This window comes from Streptomyces sp. TBY4 (assembly GCF_024213195.1).
Classification (GTDB): domain Bacteria; phylum Actinomycetota; class Actinomycetes; order Streptomycetales; family Streptomycetaceae; genus Streptomyces.
The window spans coordinates 410,542-428,922 of the sequence record NZ_JANAVF010000005.1 but is presented as its reverse complement, the minus strand read 5'-3'; the positions used below and the strand labels follow the sequence as shown (position 1 = coordinate 428,922).

The window sequence follows — 18,381 nt, the reverse complement described above, 5'->3', positions numbered from 1 at the left end:
GCGTGGATCGCCCCTCCGCACTAAGCTCGCGCGCTTTGGCCGACAGAGCTTTGGGCGACAGAGGTTTGGCCGACAGAGGAACGACGCAGCGACGACCGGGGAAACGGAGGGGACGGGGTGCGCCAGTCGGTGAGGGGACGAGCCGGGCTCTACGGGGCGGTCGCCGCCGGGGGCTTCCGCAGGTACGCCACCTACGGGACGGCCACCGCGGCCGGGGTGTTCACCAACACCGTCTTCGGTTTCATCCTGGCCTACACGTACATCGCGCTCTGGGACGAGCGGCCCGGGCTCGGAGGCTACGACCAGTCCGAGGCCCTCACCTTCATGTGGGTCAGTCAGGCGCTGCTCGCCGCCGGGGCGCTGATCGGCGGCGGCTTCCAGGAGGAGTTCCAGGAACGCGTCCGTACGGGTGATATCGCCGTCGATCTGTACCGTCCGGCCGATCTCCAGTTGTGGTGGCTCGCGGGTGATCTGGGCCGGGCGGCGTTTCAACTCCTGGGCCGCGGCGTAGTACCGCTGGTGATCGGCGGGCTCGCCTTCCAGCTGGCGCTGCCCACCGCGCCGCTGCGCTGGCTGCTCTTCCTGGTCTCCGTGTTCCTCGGGCTGGTGGTGAGCTTCGCGCTGCGCTACCTGCTGGGGCTGGCGGCCTTCTGGCTGATGGACGGAGCCGGGATCAACATGATGGCGACGGTCGTCTCCATCTTCTTCTCCGGGATGCTGCTGCCGCTGACCGTGTTCCCGGGCGGCTTCGGGGAGTTCGTCCGCGTGCTGCCCTGGGCGGCGATGCTCCAGGTGCCGGTGGACGTGCTGCTGGGCGGGGGCGGAGGGGGCGCTCGTACGGCCGGGTGGCTGGGCTTCCAGGCCGCGTGGGCGGTGGTGCTGCTCGGGCTGGGCCGGCTGCTGCAGGCGGCCGCGACGCGGAAGGTGGTGGTCCAGGGTGGCTGAGCGGGTGGCGGAGGGCAGGGAAGGAGCGGCTGTCCTGGCCGGCAGGGGGGCCGAGCTCCTGGTCCCGCAGCGCAGCCGGGTCCTGGAAGGGCTGCGCGGCTACGGGCTGATCGCCGCGATGTGGATCCGGTCGACGATGACGTACCGCACCTCCTTCTTCCTCTCGACCTTCGGCAACGCGGCCATCACGCTCCTCGACTTCGTCGCGATCATGATCATGTTCTCGCACGTGGACGAGCTGGGCGGCTTCACCCTGCCCGAGATCGCCCTGCTGTACGGGTCCTGTTCGGCCTCCCTGGGCCTGGCCGACCTGCTGCTCGGCAACACCGACCGGATCGGCACCCGGATCCGCGACGGCTCCCTCGACACCATGCTGGTCCGCCCGGTCCCGGTGCTCGCCCAGGTGGCGGCCGACCGCTTCGCGCTGCGCCGGCTGGGGCGGATCGTGCAGGGGCTCGCGGTGCTGGGGTGGGCGGTCTCGGAGCTGGACCAGGTGCACTGGACGGTCGGGAAGGTGCTGATGGTGCCCGTGATGATCACCGCCGGGGCGGCGATCTTCGGCGCGGTGATGGTGGCCGGGGCGTCCTTCCAGTTCCTCGCCGGGGACGCCGCGGAGGTGCAGAACAGCTTCACCTACGGCGGCTGCACCATGCTCCAGTACCCGCCGACCGTCTTCGCGAAGGACCTGCTGCGCGGGGTGACCTTCATCGTGCCGCTCGCCTTCGTCAACTGGCTGCCCGCCCTGTACGTGCTGGGCCGGCCCGATCCGCTGGGGCTGCCGGGGTGGGTGGCGTACGCGAGCCCGCTCGTGGCCTTCGTGGTGTTCCTCCCCGCGTCGCTGGCCTGGCGCGCGGGGGTCCGTTCGTACCGCAGTACGGGGAGCTGAGCCGGCATGGGTGATGCGCTGATTTCACTGGACGAGGTCGAGAAGGTCTTCGACGTACGGCGCCGGGTGGGCCTGGTGCGCCGGGAGAAACGCCGGGTCAGGGCCGTGGACGGGATCAGCTTCGAGGTGGCCCGTGGCGAGATGGTCGGCTACATCGGGCCCAACGGCGCCGGCAAGTCGACCACCATCAAGATGCTGACCGGCATCCTCACCCCGAGCGGCGGCCGGCTGCGGGTCGCCGGCATCGACCCGGCGCGGGAGCGGATGCGCCTCGCGCACCGGATCGGCGTGGTGTTCGGGCAGCGCACGACGCTGTGGTGGGACCTTCCGCTGAAGGACTCCTACGCGCTGATGCGGCGGATGTACCGGATCCCGCCGGCGCGGTTCGCGGAGAACATGGAGCGCTGCGTGGACCGGCTCGACCTCGCCGAGCTGCTCGACGTACCCGTCCGGCAGCTGTCGCTGGGGCAGCGGATGCGAGGGGACATCGCGGCGGCGCTGCTGCACGACCCGGACGTGCTGTACCTGGACGAGCCGACGATCGGGCTGGACGTGGTCAGCAAGGCGAGCGTACGGGGCTTCCTGCGGCAGCTGAACGAGGAGCTCGGCACCACGGTGCTACTGACCACGCACGACCTCCAGGACATCGAGCAGCTGTGCGAGCGGGTGATGGTGATCGACCACGGACGGCTGGTGTACGACGGCTCCCTGGGCGGACTGCACACGGCGGGCGGCGCGGACGGCGCGGCGGCGAGCGAGCGGACGCTGGTGGTGGACCTGGAGCGGGAGCTCCCGCCGATCGAGGTGGCGGGGGCGCGGGTGGTGAAGGTGGAGGGCGCCCGGCAGTGGCTGGCGTTCCCGGCGCGCGCCTCGGCGGCTCCGCTGGTGGCGGCGGTGGCGGCGGAGTATCCGCTGCTGGACCTGTCGGTGCGGGAGCCGGACATCGAGGACGTGATCGCGCGGATGTACGCGGGTCGGGGGTAGGGGGCGGGGGCGGATGGGCACGGCTTGGCGGGGATAAATCAGGGACAACCCTGAGCCGGAGGGGGGTTCGGGCCGTACCGCTCTCCGGGGTGACTGCATAGGCTGGTCCGCATGAGTGATGAGCGGTCCGAGAAGTCGGAGTCCGAGGAGTCGCAGAAGTCGCTGTCCGGGAAGTCGTTGCCCGAGAAGGCGCCGCAGGCAAGCCCACTGCCGGAGCTGCGGGCTTCGGACGCCGACCGGGAGCGGGTGGTGGACCGGCTGCGGGACGCCGTCGCCGAGGGCCGGCTCGACATGGACGAGTTCGAGGAGCGGCTGGACGCGGCCTACCGCTCCCGTACGTACGCGGAGCTCGAACCGCTGACGCGGGATCTGCCCGCGCCCGGCGCGACGGCCCCGATCGCGGCCGCCCCGGTCGGGCTGACCAAGGCGGAGGTGCCGGCGGGGTCGGAGGCTTCCTGGCCGGCCCGGATCGTGGGCGGCGGAGGGCCGGCGGGCGGTCCGGCCGTGGCCGTGGCGGTCATGTCGGGCTTCCAGCGCAAGGGCAACTGGACCGTGCCCGCCCGGTTCCACGCGGTGGCGTTCTGGGGCGGCGGTGACATCGACCTGCGCGAGGCGAACTTCGCGGAGCGGGAGGTGGTGATCAACTGCGTCGCCATCATGGGCGGCATCCAGATCACCGTGCCGCCGGGCGTCGAGGTCGACGTACGCGGCATCGGCGTGATGGGCGGCTTCGACCAGCGCGACAGCCCCGGCCCCGTGGAGCCGGGGGCTCCGCGGGTGGTCGTGACGGGCCTGGCCTTCTGGGGCGGGGTCGAGGTGAAGGTGAAACCGCCGAAGCAGCGGGCGGTCGCGAAGCAGAAGCCGCGCAAGGAGCTGTAGGGGAGCTGTCGGGGAGCTCACAGAAGGGGGACGGGTACGGCGCGCCGGGAACTCCCCGGACGCCCCGGGAGTCGGATGCTATGCGGACGAAACCGTCGCCCGGGGGAAGGCAGGAGCACGTGGAGCAGGGCAAGACGACGGCCGGTGCCGCGACTGCGGCCGTGGCCGCGGCACGGGGCGGCTTCGTGTTCAGCGAGGCGGACGAGGAGCGCCGGCGCGGCGTCCGCCGGATGAAGCGGACCGCGACCGGCCTGCTGGTCCTGGTCGCGCTGGTCTACGTAGCGGCGAAGTGGGCGGAGCACGCGGGCGCGGGCGGCTGGGCCGGGTACGTCGCGGCCGGGGCCGAGGCGGGCATGGTCGGTGCGCTCGCCGACTGGTTCGCCGTCACCGCCCTGTTCCGGCGGCCGCTCGGCCTGCCCATCCCGCACACCGCGATCATCCCGACGAAGAAGGACCAGCTCGGGGTCTCGCTCGGCGAGTTCGTCGGGGAGAACTTCCTCTCCGCCGACGTGGTGCGCACGAGACTCCACGCCCTCGGCATCGGCGGCCGGCTCGGCGCCTGGCTGGCCGAGCCCGCGCACGCCGACCGGGTCACGGCGGAGCTGGCCACGGCCCTGCGCGGGGCGCTGACGGTGCTGCGCGACTCCGACGTACAGGCCGTCGTGGGCGAGGCGATCACCCGGCGGGCCGAGAGCGCGGAGATCGCGCCGGGCATCGGCAAGACCCTCCAGAAGGTCGTCGCGGACGGCGGCCACCGCCGGGTCGTGGACCTGGTGTGCGCGCGGGCGTACGACTGGCTGGTCACGCACGCCGATTCGGTGGAGGCGGCGGTCCAGGGCGGGGCGCCGGGCTGGACCCCGAGGTTCGTGGACCGCAAGATCGGCGACCGCGTCTACAAGGAACTGCTCCGCTTCGTCCAGGAGATGCGGGACATGCCGGAGCACCCGGCGCGCGGGGCGGTGGACCGCTTCCTCGCGGACTTCGCCGCGGACCTCCAGTCGGACACGGAGACGCGGGCGCGGGTCGAGCGCCTGAAGGCGGAGATCCTGCAGCGCGAGGAGATCCAGGACGTGATCGCCTCCACCTGGACGGCGGTCCGCTCGATGATCATCTCGGCGGCGGAGGACGAGCGGAGCGCGCTGCGCCTGCGGGTCCGTTCCTCCCTGATGTCCCTGGGCGCCAGGCTGGCGACGGACGGCCGCCTCCAGGACAAGGTCGAGGGCTGGATCGAGGGAGCGGTGGTGTACGTGGTCACCACCTACCGTGCGGAGATCACCTCCCTCATCACGGACACGGTGGCGGGCTGGGACGCGGAACACACCTCGCGCAAGATCGAGGCCCACATCGGCCGCGACCTCCAGTTCATCCGCATCAACGGCACGGTGGTCGGCGCCCTGGCGGGACTCTTGATCTACACCTTGTCGCGGGCGTTCGGGGCGTAGGGGCGTAGCGGGGGCCGGCACGCTGGCCGCGGGGACGGGCGGGCCCTGACCCGCTTCCCGGCTTTCAGCCGGGTCCACCCAGGACCAGGGCTCTGCTACGAGGCCCCGCCCCGGGCCGTCCCCGGGGCGGGACCCTCCCCGTCGGTCCGGGCCCGTCCGGGCCCCAGGCGGGCAATCGACCGGGACGTCAGCCCCGGTCGGCGACCGCCCAGGAGGCGGCGGCCACGACACCCGCGGCGCCGATGACCGCCGGCCAGGCGCCGACCTTCTTCGCCAGCGGGTGCGCACCGGCGAACCCGGCGAGGTACAGCGCCCCGAGCCCGGCCGCCGCGGGGACGCCGCCGCGCTTGTGCCACTCCCGCCCGGCCACGATGCCCGCGGCGCCGAGCACGACGCCGCCGAGCGGCCGCTTCCTGGTCCACCGTGCGACGGCGTAGCCCCCGACCAGACCGGCGGCCGCCACTGCTGAGCTCGGTACCCGTGCCATGCTGTCCAACTCCCTCACCTCATCGGTTCATCGGTTCATACGCGCACACCTATTCGCCCCGAGGCTAACTCGACTGCTTGACCACCCGCCGGGCCCCCACCGCGCCCAGGACGAGCACGGCGCCGCCGATCACGGGATCCGGCACCGCGTCCCGCACACCGCGCGGCAGCACCGCCACCACGCCCAACACGAGCAGGAACGCGAGCCCGCACCTGCCGACGGCCCGAAGCAATCTGTCCACGCGCTGCTCAACGCGGGCGCCGGGCCGCCCGACACGGACCGCGTCGAGGGGATTTGTCGCACACTCGCCGGATCCGCGCGATGTCTGCCCAGGGAACCGGATGGGCATAAATTCAATCTCCCACCCAAAGGGGCAAACCACCTCACCCCCTCCAGCCCACCCCACCCCATCCACCTCACCCCACATCAGGAGCCAGGACATCGTGATCTGCTACGGACAGGCCGTCCTCGACCTCGCGGACGAACTGGTCGACGCCTACGCCGACGTCTTCTCCGCCCCGCCGTGGAACGAAGACGAAGAAACCATTCGCCAGTTCGCTGCCCGCCTCCCGGCCGACGCCCGGCGCCGCGGTTTCCGTACGGCCCTGGCCCAGTCCGCCGCCGGCATCGACGGCTTCGCCACGGGCTGGATCACCCCCGCGGCTTTCCCGAAGAACCGCGCCTACGCCCAGGTCGCGGCGCAACTGGGCCCGGCCCGGGTGAAGGAACTCCTGACCGGAGCCCTGGAGATAGACGAACTCGCCGTACGCCCCTACGCGCGCGGCCGCGGCACCGGCCGGGCCCTCCTCACCGAGATCACCACCGACGCCCCGGACCGCCGGGCATGGCTGCTGACCTCCCGCCTGGCCAAGGAGACGGTGGCCACGTACCGCCGCCTGGGCTGGCACGAGGTCACCCCCCTGCCCGGCACGGAGACGGGCGTCATCGTCTTCCTCTCCCCGGACCACCCCCACCGCACGCCATAACCCCACCCACGGCACCCCACGGCAGAAACGTCCCCGCACCCCCTCCCCACCCACGCGAAACGGCCAACCAGACCCCCTGCCCCGCCCCACACCGCGCACTGAACCCCGCCCGACCCCTCGACCACACCGATGGCCGCGCCCGCACCTGTGCGCGCGGCCGTGACTGTGACCGCACCCGTGCCCGCACCTGCGCGCGCCCGCGCCCACCCCCGTGCCTGCACCTATGTGTGTGCCTGTACCCGTGGCCCGACCTGTGCCTGCGCCCGCACCTGTGCGCGTGGCCGGACCTGTGCCTGCGCCCGCACCTGTGCGCCTGCCCGTGGTCGGACCCGTGCCCACCCCCAGTGCCTGCACCTATGGGCGTTCCTGTACCCGTGGCCCGACCTGTGCCTGCGCCCGCACCTGTACGTCTGCCCGTGGCCGCAACCGTGCCTGCACATGTACGCGTGCCTGTGCCCGAGGCCCGACCCGTGCCTGTGTCATGGCCGTGCCTGGGCCTCCGCCTGCGCTTATGCCCGCATCCACATCTGTGCCCGCCTGCACCCGTAGTTGTGTGCGTGCCTGTGCCTGTGCCTGTGCCTGTGGCCCGAGGCCCGAGGCCCGAGGCCCGAGGCCCGACCCGTGCCTGTGTCATGGCCGTGCCTGGGCCTCCGCCTGCGCTTATGCCCGCATCCACATCTGTGCCCGCCTGCACCCGTAGTTGTGTGCGTGCCCGTGCCTGTGGCCACACCCGCACCCGCGCCCATACCTGTGCCCGAGGCCCGACCCGTGGCCACATCTGGGCCCGCAGTCGCGGCTTTGCCCGCATCCGCATCTGTGCCCGTACCTACGTCGTGCCCGCGCCTTTCCAGTCTCCGGACCCGTGCCCTGGCCCGAGCCCGGCCCCCTGGCTCCGCTCCACCCTGACCGTCAGGCTGTCCGGCCTGGCCCCGTCCAGCCGGGCCAGGCCCGTCTGCCTACCCCTGCCCCCTGGCTCTGCTCGTGCCCTGCCCAGGGCGGACGAGCCGAGTCCGGCCCACACAGCCGGGCTCAGGCCCGCCACGGCCCGCCCTGGCCAGGCCCGGAGCCATCCCGCGCGAGACGCTCCGCTCCCTCCAGCCGCGGTAGCCGCCCGCTCGGGCGAACAGAGCGCGGCAGCCAAGTCATCGCCGACCACCCCCCCCGCTCACCCCGGGCACATGCGACGGCCCGCCGACCACACCTCCCGCACACCGGAGACCACTCCACATCACCCCAACCGGGACGCGTCCACGCTCCCCTGGCGGGGCATACCGCGCCCATGAACCCCACCAAGCACACCCCTCACTCCCCGCAGCCGACGCACACCAGCCACCCCCCGAACCCGCCCCACCCCCCGAACCCGCCGCACCCCACCATCCGCCGGCAGCTCAACCTCGCCACCCGCCACCAACTCACCACCACCGCCGGCATCCCATCCGGCACGATCACCTCCCGCACCCGCCCCGGCGGCCCCTGGCAGCGCCTGTTGCCCCGGGTCTACCTCCTCCAGACCGGCCCCCCGGACCACCGCCAGCGCGCCCTCGCCGCCGTCCTCTACGCCGCCGATCCCGGCTCCGACCCGCTCTCCGGCGACACCGCCGCCCTCACCGGCGGCGCGGCCCTCGCCCTCCTCGGCATCCGCGAAGCCCCGTACACCCCCGCCGACGTCCTGATCCGCGCCCCGCGCAAGCTCGCCGGGTCCCCGGACGTACGCCCGTACCCCACCTCCCGCTGGCCCCGCACCATCACCGTCTCCGGCATCCCGAGCACCCGCCCGGTCCGCGCGGCAGCGGATTTCGCGGCCCGGACCGACCTGCCGGCGGACCGGATCCGCTCGGTCCTGGCCCAGGTCGTCCAGTCCGGCTGGTGCCACCCGAAGGACCTGCACACCGAACTCCGCGCCGCCCGCCTCCTCACCCGCCCCGCGATCCGCGCGGCAGCGGCGGAACTCCTCGCCGGCGTCCGCTCGGTCGCCGAGGCCCAGGCCCGCGACGTCCTCTCGGCCACGGACCTCCCGACCCCCCTGTGGAACGCTCGCCTCCACACCCCGGACGGCGTCTTCCTGGCGAGCCCGGACGCCTACTGGCCCGACGAGGGCGTGGCCCTGGAGATCGACTCGGCGGAGTACCGCTACACCCGCGACTCCTGGCACGCCACCCTCCACCGCCGCCTCCGCCTGGAGTCCCACGGCATCCTCGTGGTCAGCGCCACCCCGTCGATGATCCGGGACACCCCGTCCGAAGTCATCGCAGCCCTCCGCACCCTCCTCACCCTGACCACAACCCGCCCCACCCCACCCACAGCCCTGGCCCGCGGCCACCAGCAGCTGGTGTTGCCGGGGTGGGGGCGTGCTCCGTCGTTCGAGGCGCAATGATCTGAAACCGCCCGCTGGATCCGTGGGACGATTGCTCTGGCGGGTTCAGTGCGGCAGAGGATCTTCAGTGCGTGGCGCGCGTGGGAATGCAGCGATTTCGGCTTCCAGTGATGCGGTCTCCGGCCGCATGCGGAGGCAGGCGAGCCGGGACACCGCGCCGGAGATGCTCGTGCGGCGATTGCTCCATGCGTCCGGTGTGCGCTATCGGTTGCAGGTGAAGGTGCCCGGCATGCCGCGGCGAACGATGGACATCGCGTTCCCCGGGCGTCGTATCGCCGTGTTCATCGACGGTTGCTTCTGGCACGGCTGTCCGCAACATGCCACCAGTCCCAAAGCGAACTCGGACTGGTGGCGGGTCAAGCTCGAGCGGAACCGGGCCAGGGACCTCGAGACCACGGCCCATCTGGAGGACGAGGGGTGGCTCGTTCTGCGGTTCTGGGAGCACGAGCTGCCGGACGCCGTGGCTGCCCGGGTTGTCGCCGCTGTGCGCGGAAGTCGGTGAACTTTCCCTGTAGATCAGGCTGTTGATCCGTGGCAGGTGCCGTACGCCCTGCCTGAGGTGCACCAGCACGGGGTTGTCGGGGTGGGGGGCCAGGGGGTGGCTTTGCCTCGGGCGGCCAGGGTGGTGGCGTATTCCGCCAGGAGGGACGGGGAGGACGGGGAGGTCTTCTCCGAGGCGGCGAAGGCTTCGTAGGAGGGGACGCTGGCCGTGACGATGCCCAGGTTCGTGGTGCCCGAGGCGGTCAGGGTGCGGAGGGCGGCTTCGACCTGGGCCAGGTGGGCGTCGTGGGAGGGGTACTCCGTGGACAGGGTGGGGTACGACGTGAGGAGTTCTGCCAGTTCGCGGGCCGGCCAGTGGAGGATGGCCACCGGGAAGGGCCGGGAGAGGGCGGCGCGGCGGTCGCCCAGTTCGGCGCGGAGGCGGGCGATCTCGGCGCGGAGTTCGGCGGGGTCGTCGGAGCCGAGGGCCCAGATGCGCTTGGGGTCGTGGAGTTCGTCCAGCGGGATCGGGCCGATGTGGCGGGTGTCCGCGACCATGTCCCAGTCGTCATGGGGGAGTCCGAGGAGACGGCGTACGCGGTGGCGGCCCGTGAGGAGCGCGGTCGTGGCCGGGGTGAGGGGGGTGTTGTCGGGGGCCAGGAGGGTGGCCGCCTCGGTGAAGCACTCGTGGGAGGCTTCGAGTTCGTCGTGGGTTTCGAGGGCCTCGGCGATGACCTCCCAGGGGGCGGGGTCCGAGGGGGCGGCCGCGCGGATGCCCTGGATGAGGGCGCGGGCCTCGGGCTCGTGGCCGTACTCCCAGAGGTTGGCCGCCTGGAGGGCCTTGATGAGGGACGGGTCGTCCGTCGTGTCGGCGGCCAGGAGTTGGTCGTAGAGGGCGCTCGCCCGTTCGCGTTCGTCGGCCAGTTCGAGGTGGGCCGCGGCCTGGAGGAGCAACGGCTCCTGGTCCTCGGGGTAGCGGGTCGCCGTGCGGATGAGGCGCTCGGCTTCGGCGATGTGCTCGGCAGGCGTGTCGGGGCGCATGGTTTGCAGCGTACTGCCGCTGGTCAGTTGAGGGGGGAGGTCTTAGGGTGCCGCCCGTGCGAGATCGCGTGCGGGTCGTGGTGCAGGGGAAGGGCCGGCGCAGGTGGCATGCGCGCCGGGCCGGTCTCGCGGGGGCGCTCTGGGTGGCGGGTGAACTGGCCGTCACGGTGGGCGTGGTGGTGATGTTGCTGGTGGTGCACCAGGTGTGGTGGACCAACCGGCAGGCGCTGCGCGCCGCGCACGAGGTGGTCCGGGAGCTGGAGGAGGAAGGTGGAGGGTGGGCCGCCGCCGTTCCCGAGGAGGTGGGGGAGGGGGAGCCGTCCGGTGAGGAGCCCGTGGGGGAGTCCAGCGGGTCGGGTGGATCTGGGTCGTCGGGGAATTCAGGGCCGCCGCGCACCGTCAAACCGTCGCCGCCGCGGGCGTCCGCGTACGGCGTGCTGCGCATTCCGCGTCTCGGTGTCGCCGTGCCCGTCGCGCAGGGTGTGGACAAGCGGTCCGTCCTGGACAAGGGGTACGCCGGTCACTACGCGGGAACCGCGCAGCCCGGGGCCGAGGGGAACTTCGCGCTCGCCGGACACCGCAACACGCACGGGGAGCCCTTCCGTTACATCAACCGGCTCAGGGCCGGGGACGAGTTGATCGTGGACGTGCGGGGGAAGCGGTACGTGTACCTGGTCGGGCAGACGCTGGCGGAGACGACCGAGCGCGACACCGGGGTGATCGCGCCTGTCCCGCGCAGCATCGTCTCTCCGGGGGCCGGTTACAGCGAGCCCGGCGCGTACATCACGCTGACCACCTGCACGCCCGAGTACAGCTCCAAGTACCGGCTCGTGGTGTGGGGGACCTTGAAGCGGTGACCTGCGGGGCGTGCTGATGCCCTGACGTGCTGGCGCGCGGTGGGACCGTAGTGTGGGGCGGTGCGTCAGAAATGGGTGAAACGTCCGCAGTTGCTGTGGCTTGCCGTGCCGTTCGTCCTGTTCGTCGGAGTGCTGCCGTTCGTGAACCGGGTAGAGCCGGCGTGGGGCGGCGTACCGTTCCTGCTCCTCTGGTTCGCCGGGGCGACGCTCCTGACCCCGCTCGCCGTCTGGCTGACCTGGCGCGGTGATCACAAGTGACCGCGGCAGCCGTCGCGACCACCGTCTTCGCCGTGTTCATGGTGGCGACCGTCGCGCTCGGACTGCTCGCCGTGCGCGGGCGCGGCGGGGGCGGCGGCGGGCTCGCCGAGTGGTCGGTGGGCGGGCGCTCGCTCGGCACCGTGTTCATCTGGGTGTTGATGGCGGGCGAGGGGTACACGAGCTTCAGCTATCTCGGGGCGGCCGGCTGGGGCTACAACTACGGAGCCCCCGTGATGTACGTGGTCGCGTACATGTCCTGCGGCTACGCGGTCGGTTACGTCGTCGGGCCCATGCTGTGGGACTACGCGCGCCGCCACGGGCTCGTCGGCATCACCGACATGGTGAGCCACCGGTACGGGCGCCCCTGGCTCGGCGCCGCGGTCGCGGTGCTCGCGACCGTCTTCCTGCTCCCCTACATCCAGCTCCAGATCACCGGAATGGGCGTGGTGGTCACGACGGTGACCTACGGGGCGGTCTCCCTGGAATGGGCCTACTTCATCGCCTTCGCCGTCACCACCGGCTTCGTCGTCGTCAGCGGGCTGCGCGGCAGCGCGTGGGTGTCCGTACTCAAGGACGTGCTGGTCATCGGCACCCTCGGGTTCCTCGCCGTCTACGTTCCCCTGCACTACTTCGGCGGCTACGGAGAACTCTTCGAGCGACTCGCGGCCGAACGCCCGCAGTGGCTGACCCTTCCGGGCGCAGGGAGCGGCGAGGGCGGCCGGGGCGAGCTGGGGGCGGGGTGGTTCGCCTCCACCACCGTGCTGAACGCGCTGACCGTCGTCATCTTCCCGACCACGGTCGCGGGGTACCTGGGCGCGCGCAACGCCGACGCGCTGCGCCGCAATGCCATCCTGCTGCCCGCCTACAACGTGCTGCTCTTCGTGCCGATGCTGCTGGGCATGGCGGCGCTGTTCGTCGTACCGGGGCTGACGGGCGCGGAGTCCAACCTCGCGCTGTTCAAGCTGGTCGTGGACTCCCTGCCGGCTTGGGCGGTGGGGGTGATCGGGGTGGCGGCGGCCCTGTCGTCGATCGTGCCGATGGCGGTGTTCATGCTGGTCATCGGCACGATGTGGGGGCGCAGCGTGCTCTCGCTGCTGCCGCGCTGGAGCTCGGGCGAGCGGCAGAAGCTCGCCTCGCAGGTGGTCGTGGTGGCGGCCGGGACGATCGCGCTGGTGATGACGTACGCGGCACCGAACACGCTGGTCAGGCTCTCGCTCGTGTCCTACGAGGGCATGGCGCAACTGGTGCCGATGCTGCTGCTGGGTCTGGTGTGGCGCAGGCTCACCACGGTGGCTGCGGTGTGCGGGCTGGCGGCGGGGGTCGCGGTGGTCTGCGGGCTGGTCTTCACGGGCAACGACCCGGTGGGGGGCGTGAATGCGGGCATGGTCGCCCTCGCGGTGAACCTGGCGGTCGCGCTGACGGTGACCTGGCTCGGCCCGCGGGAGCGGGCGGGGGCGGGGGCGGGGAAGGGGATGAGGCCGGGGCCGGACCTCCGGCCGGACGAGGAGGTTCTGGCGCGGGATCCGCTGCCCGGAACTCGTGGAGATGACGGGGATCAAAACGAGGCCCCGTCCGTTGTCAGTGCACGCGGTTAGTATCGATCGCAAGTACGAGTACGGGTACGAGTGCGAGGGGGGTGGTTCGTATGGCAGTGGTTCGTATCGCAGAGCACAGCGGGCCGCGCCCCGTGCGGTTCACGGCGCCGGCCGCGCGCCTGGTGGCCCTGCTGGCCTCGCTCCTACTGCTCGGAGGGCTCCTCGGGCTGTTCGCCGGGGAGGGTGGGCTCGGCGCGGTCGTGGTGGTCCTCGCGACGACCTTCGCCGTGGGTGCCTCGGCCCTGGCCGCCCGGCTGGTCCGGCCGGTGCCGCCGCACCGAATACGTACCGCGATCCGTGATCGCGAGCAGCGCACGGCGTTCCTGCCGCAGCGCGATCCCGACGCTTCGGGCCGGTCACGGCCCAGGGCGCCCGGCCGTCTCCTTCCGACGGCCGCGTAGGGGCGCGCAGCTCCTTCCTCCCGATCACTTCTGATCGCCTCACCTTGCCGCCCCTCGCGGGTCGTCACGCCGAAACGCATCCCTTTCGACGTTCGACGAGTCCCCTCGGAGGGCCCACGTGTCCGTTTTCATCGATCTTGTTGCTGCGCTGGGCCGGCTCCTGGAGCCGGTGCTGGCCGAGTCCGCGACCGCTGCCGCGATCGTGCTGTTCACCGTGCTCGTGCGGCTCGCGCTGCATCCGCTGAGCCGGGCCGCCTTCCGCGGGGCGACCCCGGCGGCGGGCTGCCTGCCGGTGCTGCTCCAGCTGCCGGTGTTCTTCCTGATGTACCGCGCGTTCTCCTCGGCGGAGATCGGCGGGGCCGCCAACGAGCTGCTCGGCCACCGGCTGTTCGCCGCGCCGCTCGGGGGCCGGTGGAGCGAGGCGCTCGGGGACGGCGGCCTCTTCGGTGCGTCGGGGCTGGTGTTCCTCGGCCTGTTCGCGGTCGTCGCGGTGGTGGCCGCGTGGAGCGCGGTGCGCGGGCGCAAGGCCGCTGCGGCTGCGGCTGCCGCTGCCGCTGCGGCAGCGGTGGCGCCGGTGCTGGCTTCCGGCGGGGCGAAGGCCGGTAGGGCCAAGGCTGCCGGGGGGAAGGGCTCGGGCAAGGGCTCGGGCGCCGGTGGAGTCGGTGGAGTCGGTGGGGCCGGCATGGCCGGCGGGGTGACCGCCGAGCAGCAGGAGCTCATGCGGAAGCTGGGCGGCGTCCTGCCCCTGCTGTCCTTCGGGACGCTGATCACGGCTGCCGTGGTGCCGCTGGCGGCCGGGTTGTACCTGGTCACCACCACCGCGTGGTCGGTCGCCGAGCGCATCTGGCTCCAGTACCGCAAGGACCGCGCGGAGCGTGCCGGGGTGGCGGTCAGCGGAGCTGAGCGTTCCGCCATGTGAACAGGGTCTTGCGGATGAGGCCAACATCTTGGAGGATCGACCAATCCTCCGATGGCCGCAACCCATCGTCCGGCCCGGGGCATGCCCATGGGCCGACCACCCTCGACCACGGGAGAATGCCCATGAAGCTGCTGCGTGTAGGACCCGTCGGGTCGGAGCGCCCCGCGCTGCTCGACCAGGACGGGACCCTGCGGGACCTGTCCGGCCTGATCACGGATGTGGACGGCGCGCTGCTCGCCGACGACTCCGTGCTGTCCCGGGTACGGGACGCGGCCGGGTCCGGTGAGCTCCCGGTGCTCGACGCCGAGGGTCTGCGGATCGGGTCCGCGGTCGGCCGCATAGGCAAGGTCGTGGGCATCGGCCTGAACTACCACGGGCACGCGGCCGAGGTGGGCGCCGAGGCGCCGGCCGAGCCGATCGTGTTCCTGAAGGCCCCGGACACCGTGGTCGGCCCCGACGACACCGTGCTGATCCCGCGCACCAGCGTCAAGACCGACTGGGAGGCCGAGCTCGGCGTCGTCATCGGTGCCACCGCCCGCTACCTGGCCTCCCCCGAGGAGGGCCTCGCGCACGTCGGCGGGTACGTGCTGGTCAACGACGTGACCGAGCGCGCTTTCCAGAACGAGCGCGGCGGCACCTGGGACAAGGGCAAGAACTGCGAGACCTTCACCCCGCTCGGCCCCTGGCTGGTCACCGCGGACGAGATCCCGGACCCGCAGGTGCTGGACGTCAAGCTGTGGGTCAACGGTGAGCTCAAGCAGGACGGCAACACGTCCGACCAGATCTTCCCGGTCGGCGAGGTCGTTCGCTACGTCAGCCAGTTCATGACCCTGTACCCGGGCGACGTCATCGTCACCGGCACCCCGGGCGGTGTGGCCGCGGGCCAGCCGGAGCCGAAGCCGTTCCTGCGGGCGGGCGACGTCGTCGAGGTGGAGATCGACGGGCTCGGCCGTCAGCGCCAGGAGTTCAAGGACGCCTAGTCACGTAGCCGCGTAGGCGCGTAGTCGCGTAGTCGCGTAGCTCAAGAGAAGGGGCGGCGCCGTTGGAAGACGGCGCCGCCCCTTCCCCGTTCTTCCCGGCTCCCGTGGCTCACAGGTCCACCGACACCCCGTCCCTCGACGACCTGCGGGCCGCCTCCAGTACGTCCAGGCAGTGCGCCGCCTCCAGGGCTGTGACCGGGGCCGGGCCGCCGTCGCGCAGGGCCGCCGCCACGGCCGCGTAGTACGCCGGGTAGTCGCCCGGTGTCGTGCGCACCGGCGCGCCCCCGCCCGTCAGCGGCGATTCGCCGGAGCCGAGCCGGCCCCACAGGTGCTCGGGCTCCTCGCCCCAGGTCCGGTCGGGGTCGCCGGGGCGCAGGCCCTCGCGCAGGGCCCCCTCCTGGGGGTCCAGTCCGTACTTGACGTAGCCCGCGCGGGAGCCCAGTACGCGGAAGCGCGGGCCCAGCTGGGCCGTGGTGGCGCTGACGTACAGGTGGGAGCGGACCCCGCTCGCGTGGGTGAGGGCGATGAAGGTGTCGTCGTCGGCCTCGGCGCCCGGGCGGCGCACGTCGGTCTCCGCGTAGACCCGTACGGCGGGTCCGAACAGCACCAGTGCCTGGTCCACCACGTGGCTGCCGAGGTCGTACAGCAGTCCGCCGATCTCCTCGGGGGCACCGGACTCGCGCCAGCCGCCCTTGAGTTGCGGGCGCCAGCGCTCGAAGCGGGACTCGAAGCGCTGGATCTCGCCCAGCTCGCCGTCGGCGAGGAGGCGGCGCAGGGTGAGGAAGTCGTTGTCCCAGCGGCGGTTCTGGAACACCGACAGGAAGGTCCCGGTGCGCTCGGCGAGCGCGGCCAGCTCGCGGGCTTCCGCGGCGGTGGCGGCGAGCGGCTTGTCCACGACCACCGGGATGCCGGCCGCGAGGGCGGCCGTGGCGAGCGGGACGTGCGTCTTGTTCGGGGAGGCGACGACGATGAGGTCGGGGGCGGGGCTCTGGGCGAGCAGCTCGCCGGCGGTGGCGGCGATCCGGACGTCCGGGTAGGCCTCGCGGGCCTGGGCGGCGCGGCCCGGGTCGGAGGTGACGACGGTGTCCAGGACCAGGCCCTCGGTCGCGGAGACGAGTGGGGCGTGGAAGACGGAACCGGCCAGGCCGTAGCCGACGAGTCCGACGCGGAGAGGTGCGGGGGCGGGGGTGGGGGTGGGGGCGGCGTTCATGGGATCTACTTTGACAACACTGTTGCGTAAGTGCAAGGAGGGTGGACAATGGCCAGGTGGACAGGGGTAGCGGTAGCGGGAGCAGGGGCGACACGGGCGGCGGCAGCGGCGTGAATCTGCCGGTGCTGCGCGGGCACAACGACGCGCTCGTACTGGACCTCCTGCGCGGAGCCGGCCCCGCCGGGCTCGGCCGCGGTGACCTCGCGAACCGTACGGGGCTCACCCCGCAGGCGGTCAGCAAGATCGCGGCGCGGCTCCGGGAGGACGGCCTGGTGGCCGACGCCGGGCGCGAGGCGTCCACGGGCGGCAAACCGCGGACCCTGCTGAGGCTGGTCCCGGAGGCGCGGTACGCGGTCGGGGTGCACCTGGACCGGGACGAGCTCACGGCGGTACGGGTCGACCTGGCGGGGCGCGTCGTCGCCGACGGGCGCGGCCCGCTGGACTTCGGAGCCGGTCCGGAAGCGGTGGTGGAGGAGGCGGTACGGGCGGTCGCGCGGGTGGGCGGCGACCGGCCGCTCCTGGGCGTCGGCGTGGCCGCGCCGGGGCCGCTGGACGGGCGGACCGGGGTGCTGGGGCGGGTGACGGGGTTCCCGGAATGGGAGGGGTTCCCGTTGCGGGAGGTGCTGGAGGGACGGTTGGGGGTTCCCGTCCGGGTGGACAAGGACACCAACGCGGGCGTCGCGGCGGGGGCCGGCTTCGGGGTGGCGGCCTTCGGGGAGGCCGTGGCGTACGTCCACGTCGGCACCGGACTCGGAGCGGGGCTCCGGCTGGCCGGCGCCGGCGAGGTCTACCGCGGGCGGCGCTCGGCGGCGGGGGAGTTCGGACACCAGGTGCTGCGGCTGGACGGGCCGGCCTGCCGGTGCGGGGGGCGCGGCTGCGCGGAGGTGCTGTGCCTGGACGCGGTGGCGGGGGGCCGGCTGGAGGAAGCGGCACGGATCGTGGGGGAGGCGGCGGCGAACCTGGTCGCGCTGCTGGATGTGGACCGGGTGCTGCTCGGGGGGCGGGTGGTGGCGGCTGCGCCGGGCGTGTTCCTGGAGGGGGTGCGGGGTGTGGTGGGGGCGCGGTCCTTCGTGGGGGGTGCGGTGAGGGTGGAACTCGCGGAGGTGGGTGTGGCGGAGGGGGCGGCGGAACTGGCCCTCGGGCCCCTCTTCGGCCGCGGCGGCTGAGGGGCCCTGGCTCTGGCTCCGGCCCCGGCCTCGGCCCTGGCCCTGGCTCCGGCCTCGGCTCCGGCCCTGGCCCTGGCCCTGGCTCCGGCCTCGGCTCCGGCCCTGGCCCTGGCCCTGGCTCCGGCCTCGGCTCCGGCCCCGGTCCTGGCTCCGGCCCCGGCCCAGTCGCAGCCCTTGGCCCCGGCCCCGGCCCTGGCCTTCGGGCTTTCGCCGGCGGCGAGTCGTGGCTCGTGAGTGCTGCGGCGCCGCCTGCCTCCGCCCGAGGTGTGGCTGAGGGTCGGGGGCCCTGCGGGGCTGTCCCCTACCCGCCCTTCGCCCGTTCCCCGGGCTCTGCCCGGACCCGGTCCTCAAGCGCCGGACGGGCTGGGATGGGGGCGGGCTGTGCCTGGCGGTGGCCCCTGGGGCTCCGCCCCAGACCCCGGTCCTCAAGCGCCGGACGGCTGGAAGGGTGCTCGGGCTCTGCCCGGACCTTCGGGCTGCGCCCGGAGCCC

19 protein-coding genes are annotated in these 18,381 nt (G+C 73.0%); 15 read left to right on the top strand and 4 right to left on the bottom strand.

Translation table 11 applies throughout. From position 1 onward, the window contains the following. The first annotated feature begins 129 nt into the window (after positions 1–129). The 5 genes from NLX94_RS15265 to NLX94_RS15245 all read left to right on the top strand — a co-directional run bounded on the left by NLX94_RS15265 (position 130) and on the right by NLX94_RS15245 (position 5,136). Entirely contained in the window at positions 130–945 is an 816-nt protein-coding gene (locus NLX94_RS15265; RefSeq protein WP_254383252.1) for an ABC-2 family transporter protein, read from the top strand. Further along, positions 938–1,831, top strand: coding sequence for an ABC transporter permease (locus tag NLX94_RS15260; RefSeq protein ID WP_374683953.1), 894 nt, complete (start codon positions 938–940; stop codon positions 1,829–1,831). The genes NLX94_RS15265 and NLX94_RS15260 overlap by 8 nt, the downstream gene beginning before the upstream one ends. Positions 1,832–1,837: 6 nt before the next feature. Beyond that, complete coding sequence (locus tag NLX94_RS15255) at positions 1,838–2,815, top strand: ATP-binding cassette domain-containing protein (RefSeq protein ID WP_254383251.1); 978 nt, start codon at positions 1,838–1,840, stop codon at positions 2,813–2,815. A gap of 111 nt (positions 2,816–2,926) precedes the next feature. After that, on the top strand, positions 2,927–3,694 hold the full coding sequence (locus NLX94_RS15250) for a DUF1707 domain-containing protein (protein ID WP_254383250.1): 768 nt from the start codon (positions 2,927–2,929) through the stop codon (positions 3,692–3,694). An 80-nt stretch (positions 3,695–3,774) separates the two neighbouring features. Further along, positions 3,775–5,136, top strand: coding sequence for a DUF445 domain-containing protein (locus tag NLX94_RS15245; protein WP_254383249.1), 1,362 nt, complete (start codon positions 3,775–3,777; stop codon positions 5,134–5,136). A gap of 187 nt (positions 5,137–5,323) precedes the next feature. Here NLX94_RS15245 and NLX94_RS15240 read toward each other — a convergent pair whose 3' ends face one another. Next, on the bottom strand, positions 5,324–5,623 hold the full coding sequence (locus NLX94_RS15240) for a hypothetical protein (RefSeq protein WP_254383248.1): 300 nt from the start codon (positions 5,621–5,623) through the stop codon (positions 5,324–5,326). Between the two features lie 64 nt (positions 5,624–5,687). Beyond that, positions 5,688–5,864, bottom strand: a complete 177-nt coding sequence (locus NLX94_RS15235; RefSeq protein ID WP_254383247.1) for a hypothetical protein — start codon at positions 5,862–5,864, stop codon at positions 5,688–5,690. A 202-nt stretch (positions 5,865–6,066) separates the two neighbouring features. Between NLX94_RS15235 and NLX94_RS15230 the strand changes: the two genes are divergently transcribed. The 3 genes from NLX94_RS15230 to NLX94_RS15220 all read left to right on the top strand — a co-directional run bounded on the left by NLX94_RS15230 (position 6,067) and on the right by NLX94_RS15220 (position 9,485). Then, entirely contained in the window at positions 6,067–6,609 is a 543-nt protein-coding gene (locus tag NLX94_RS15230; RefSeq protein WP_254383246.1) for a GNAT family N-acetyltransferase, read from the top strand. Between the two features lie 1,279 nt (positions 6,610–7,888). After that, positions 7,889–8,983, top strand: coding sequence for a hypothetical protein (locus NLX94_RS15225; protein WP_254383245.1), 1,095 nt, complete (start codon positions 7,889–7,891; stop codon positions 8,981–8,983). Between the two features lie 127 nt (positions 8,984–9,110). Continuing rightward, positions 9,111–9,485 (top strand): very short patch repair endonuclease, encoded by a 375-nt coding sequence (locus NLX94_RS15220; protein ID WP_254383372.1) that lies wholly within the window; start codon positions 9,111–9,113, stop codon positions 9,483–9,485. A 14-nt stretch (positions 9,486–9,499) separates the two neighbouring features. Here the strand turns inward: NLX94_RS15220 and NLX94_RS15215 are convergent, their stop codons facing one another. Next, positions 9,500–10,504: an SEC-C metal-binding domain-containing protein gene (locus tag NLX94_RS15215; protein WP_254383244.1), complete on the bottom strand. Its 1,005-nt coding sequence runs from the start codon at positions 10,502–10,504 to the stop codon at positions 9,500–9,502. Between the two features lie 56 nt (positions 10,505–10,560). Between NLX94_RS15215 and NLX94_RS15210 the strand changes: the two genes are divergently transcribed. From NLX94_RS15210 to NLX94_RS15185, 6 genes are all read left to right on the top strand, one after another. Then, entirely contained in the window at positions 10,561–11,361 is an 801-nt protein-coding gene (locus NLX94_RS15210) for a class E sortase (protein ID WP_254383243.1), read from the top strand. Between the two features lie 60 nt (positions 11,362–11,421). Beyond that, positions 11,422–11,619: a DUF3311 domain-containing protein gene (locus tag NLX94_RS15205; protein WP_254383242.1), complete on the top strand. Its 198-nt coding sequence runs from the start codon at positions 11,422–11,424 to the stop codon at positions 11,617–11,619. Positions 11,620–11,657: 38 nt separating this feature from the next. Further along, a complete protein-coding gene (locus tag NLX94_RS15200) occupies positions 11,658–13,214 on the top strand; it encodes a sodium:solute symporter (protein WP_254383371.1) in 1,557 nt (518 codons plus the stop codon). Positions 13,215–13,264: 50 nt separating this feature from the next. Beyond that, positions 13,265–13,615, top strand: a complete 351-nt coding sequence (locus NLX94_RS15195; protein WP_254383241.1) for a DUF6412 domain-containing protein — start codon at positions 13,265–13,267, stop codon at positions 13,613–13,615. A 118-nt stretch (positions 13,616–13,733) separates the two neighbouring features. After that, positions 13,734–14,534 carry a YidC/Oxa1 family membrane protein insertase gene (locus tag NLX94_RS15190; protein WP_254383240.1) on the top strand — a complete coding sequence of 267 codons (801 nt, stop codon included), beginning with the start codon at positions 13,734–13,736 and terminating at the stop codon, positions 14,532–14,534. Between the two features lie 122 nt (positions 14,535–14,656). Then, on the top strand, positions 14,657–15,514 hold the full coding sequence (locus tag NLX94_RS15185) for a fumarylacetoacetate hydrolase family protein (RefSeq protein ID WP_254383239.1): 858 nt from the start codon (positions 14,657–14,659) through the stop codon (positions 15,512–15,514). A gap of 109 nt (positions 15,515–15,623) precedes the next feature. On the opposite strand, the gene NLX94_RS15180 is transcribed toward NLX94_RS15185, so the two are convergent. Further along, positions 15,624–16,724 (bottom strand): Gfo/Idh/MocA family oxidoreductase, encoded by a 1,101-nt coding sequence (locus NLX94_RS15180; RefSeq protein ID WP_254383238.1) that lies wholly within the window; start codon positions 16,722–16,724, stop codon positions 15,624–15,626. A 56-nt stretch (positions 16,725–16,780) separates the two neighbouring features. Here NLX94_RS15180 and NLX94_RS15175 point away from each other — a divergent pair, with 56 nt between their 5' ends. Further along, complete coding sequence (locus NLX94_RS15175) at positions 16,781–17,890, top strand: ROK family transcriptional regulator (RefSeq protein WP_254383237.1); 1,110 nt, start codon at positions 16,781–16,783, stop codon at positions 17,888–17,890. The last annotated feature ends 491 nt before the right edge of the window (positions 17,891–18,381 follow it).

Bases quoted from the DNA above. Each gene is read 5' to 3' on its own strand.
- NLX94_RS15255 (WP_254383251.1), top strand. From the start codon at position 1,838: ATGGGTGATGCGCTGATTTCACTGGACGAGGTCGAGAAGGTCTTCGAC.
- NLX94_RS15250 (WP_254383250.1), top strand. From the start codon at position 2,927: ATGAGTGATGAGCGGTCCGAGAAGTCGGAGTCCGAGGAGTCGCAGAAG.
- NLX94_RS15245 (WP_254383249.1), top strand. From the start codon at position 3,775: ATGCGGACGAAACCGTCGCCCGGGGGAAGGCAGGAGCACGTGGAGCAG.
- NLX94_RS15240 (WP_254383248.1), bottom strand. From the start codon at position 5,623: ATGGCACGGGTACCGAGCTCAGCAGTGGCGGCCGCCGGTCTGGTCGGG.
- NLX94_RS15225 (WP_254383245.1), top strand. From the start codon at position 7,889: ATGAACCCCACCAAGCACACCCCTCACTCCCCGCAGCCGACGCACACC.
- NLX94_RS15220 (WP_254383372.1), top strand. From the start codon at position 9,111: ATGCGGAGGCAGGCGAGCCGGGACACCGCGCCGGAGATGCTCGTGCGG.
- NLX94_RS15215 (WP_254383244.1), bottom strand. From the start codon at position 10,504: ATGCGCCCCGACACGCCTGCCGAGCACATCGCCGAAGCCGAGCGCCTC.
- NLX94_RS15200 (WP_254383371.1), top strand. From the start codon at position 11,658: ATGGTGGCGACCGTCGCGCTCGGACTGCTCGCCGTGCGCGGGCGCGGC.
- NLX94_RS15195 (WP_254383241.1), top strand. From the start codon at position 13,265: ATGGCAGTGGTTCGTATCGCAGAGCACAGCGGGCCGCGCCCCGTGCGG.
- NLX94_RS15185 (WP_254383239.1), top strand. From the start codon at position 14,657: ATGAAGCTGCTGCGTGTAGGACCCGTCGGGTCGGAGCGCCCCGCGCTG.
- NLX94_RS15180 (WP_254383238.1), bottom strand. From the start codon at position 16,724: ATGAACGCCGCCCCCACCCCCACCCCCGCCCCCGCACCTCTCCGCGTC.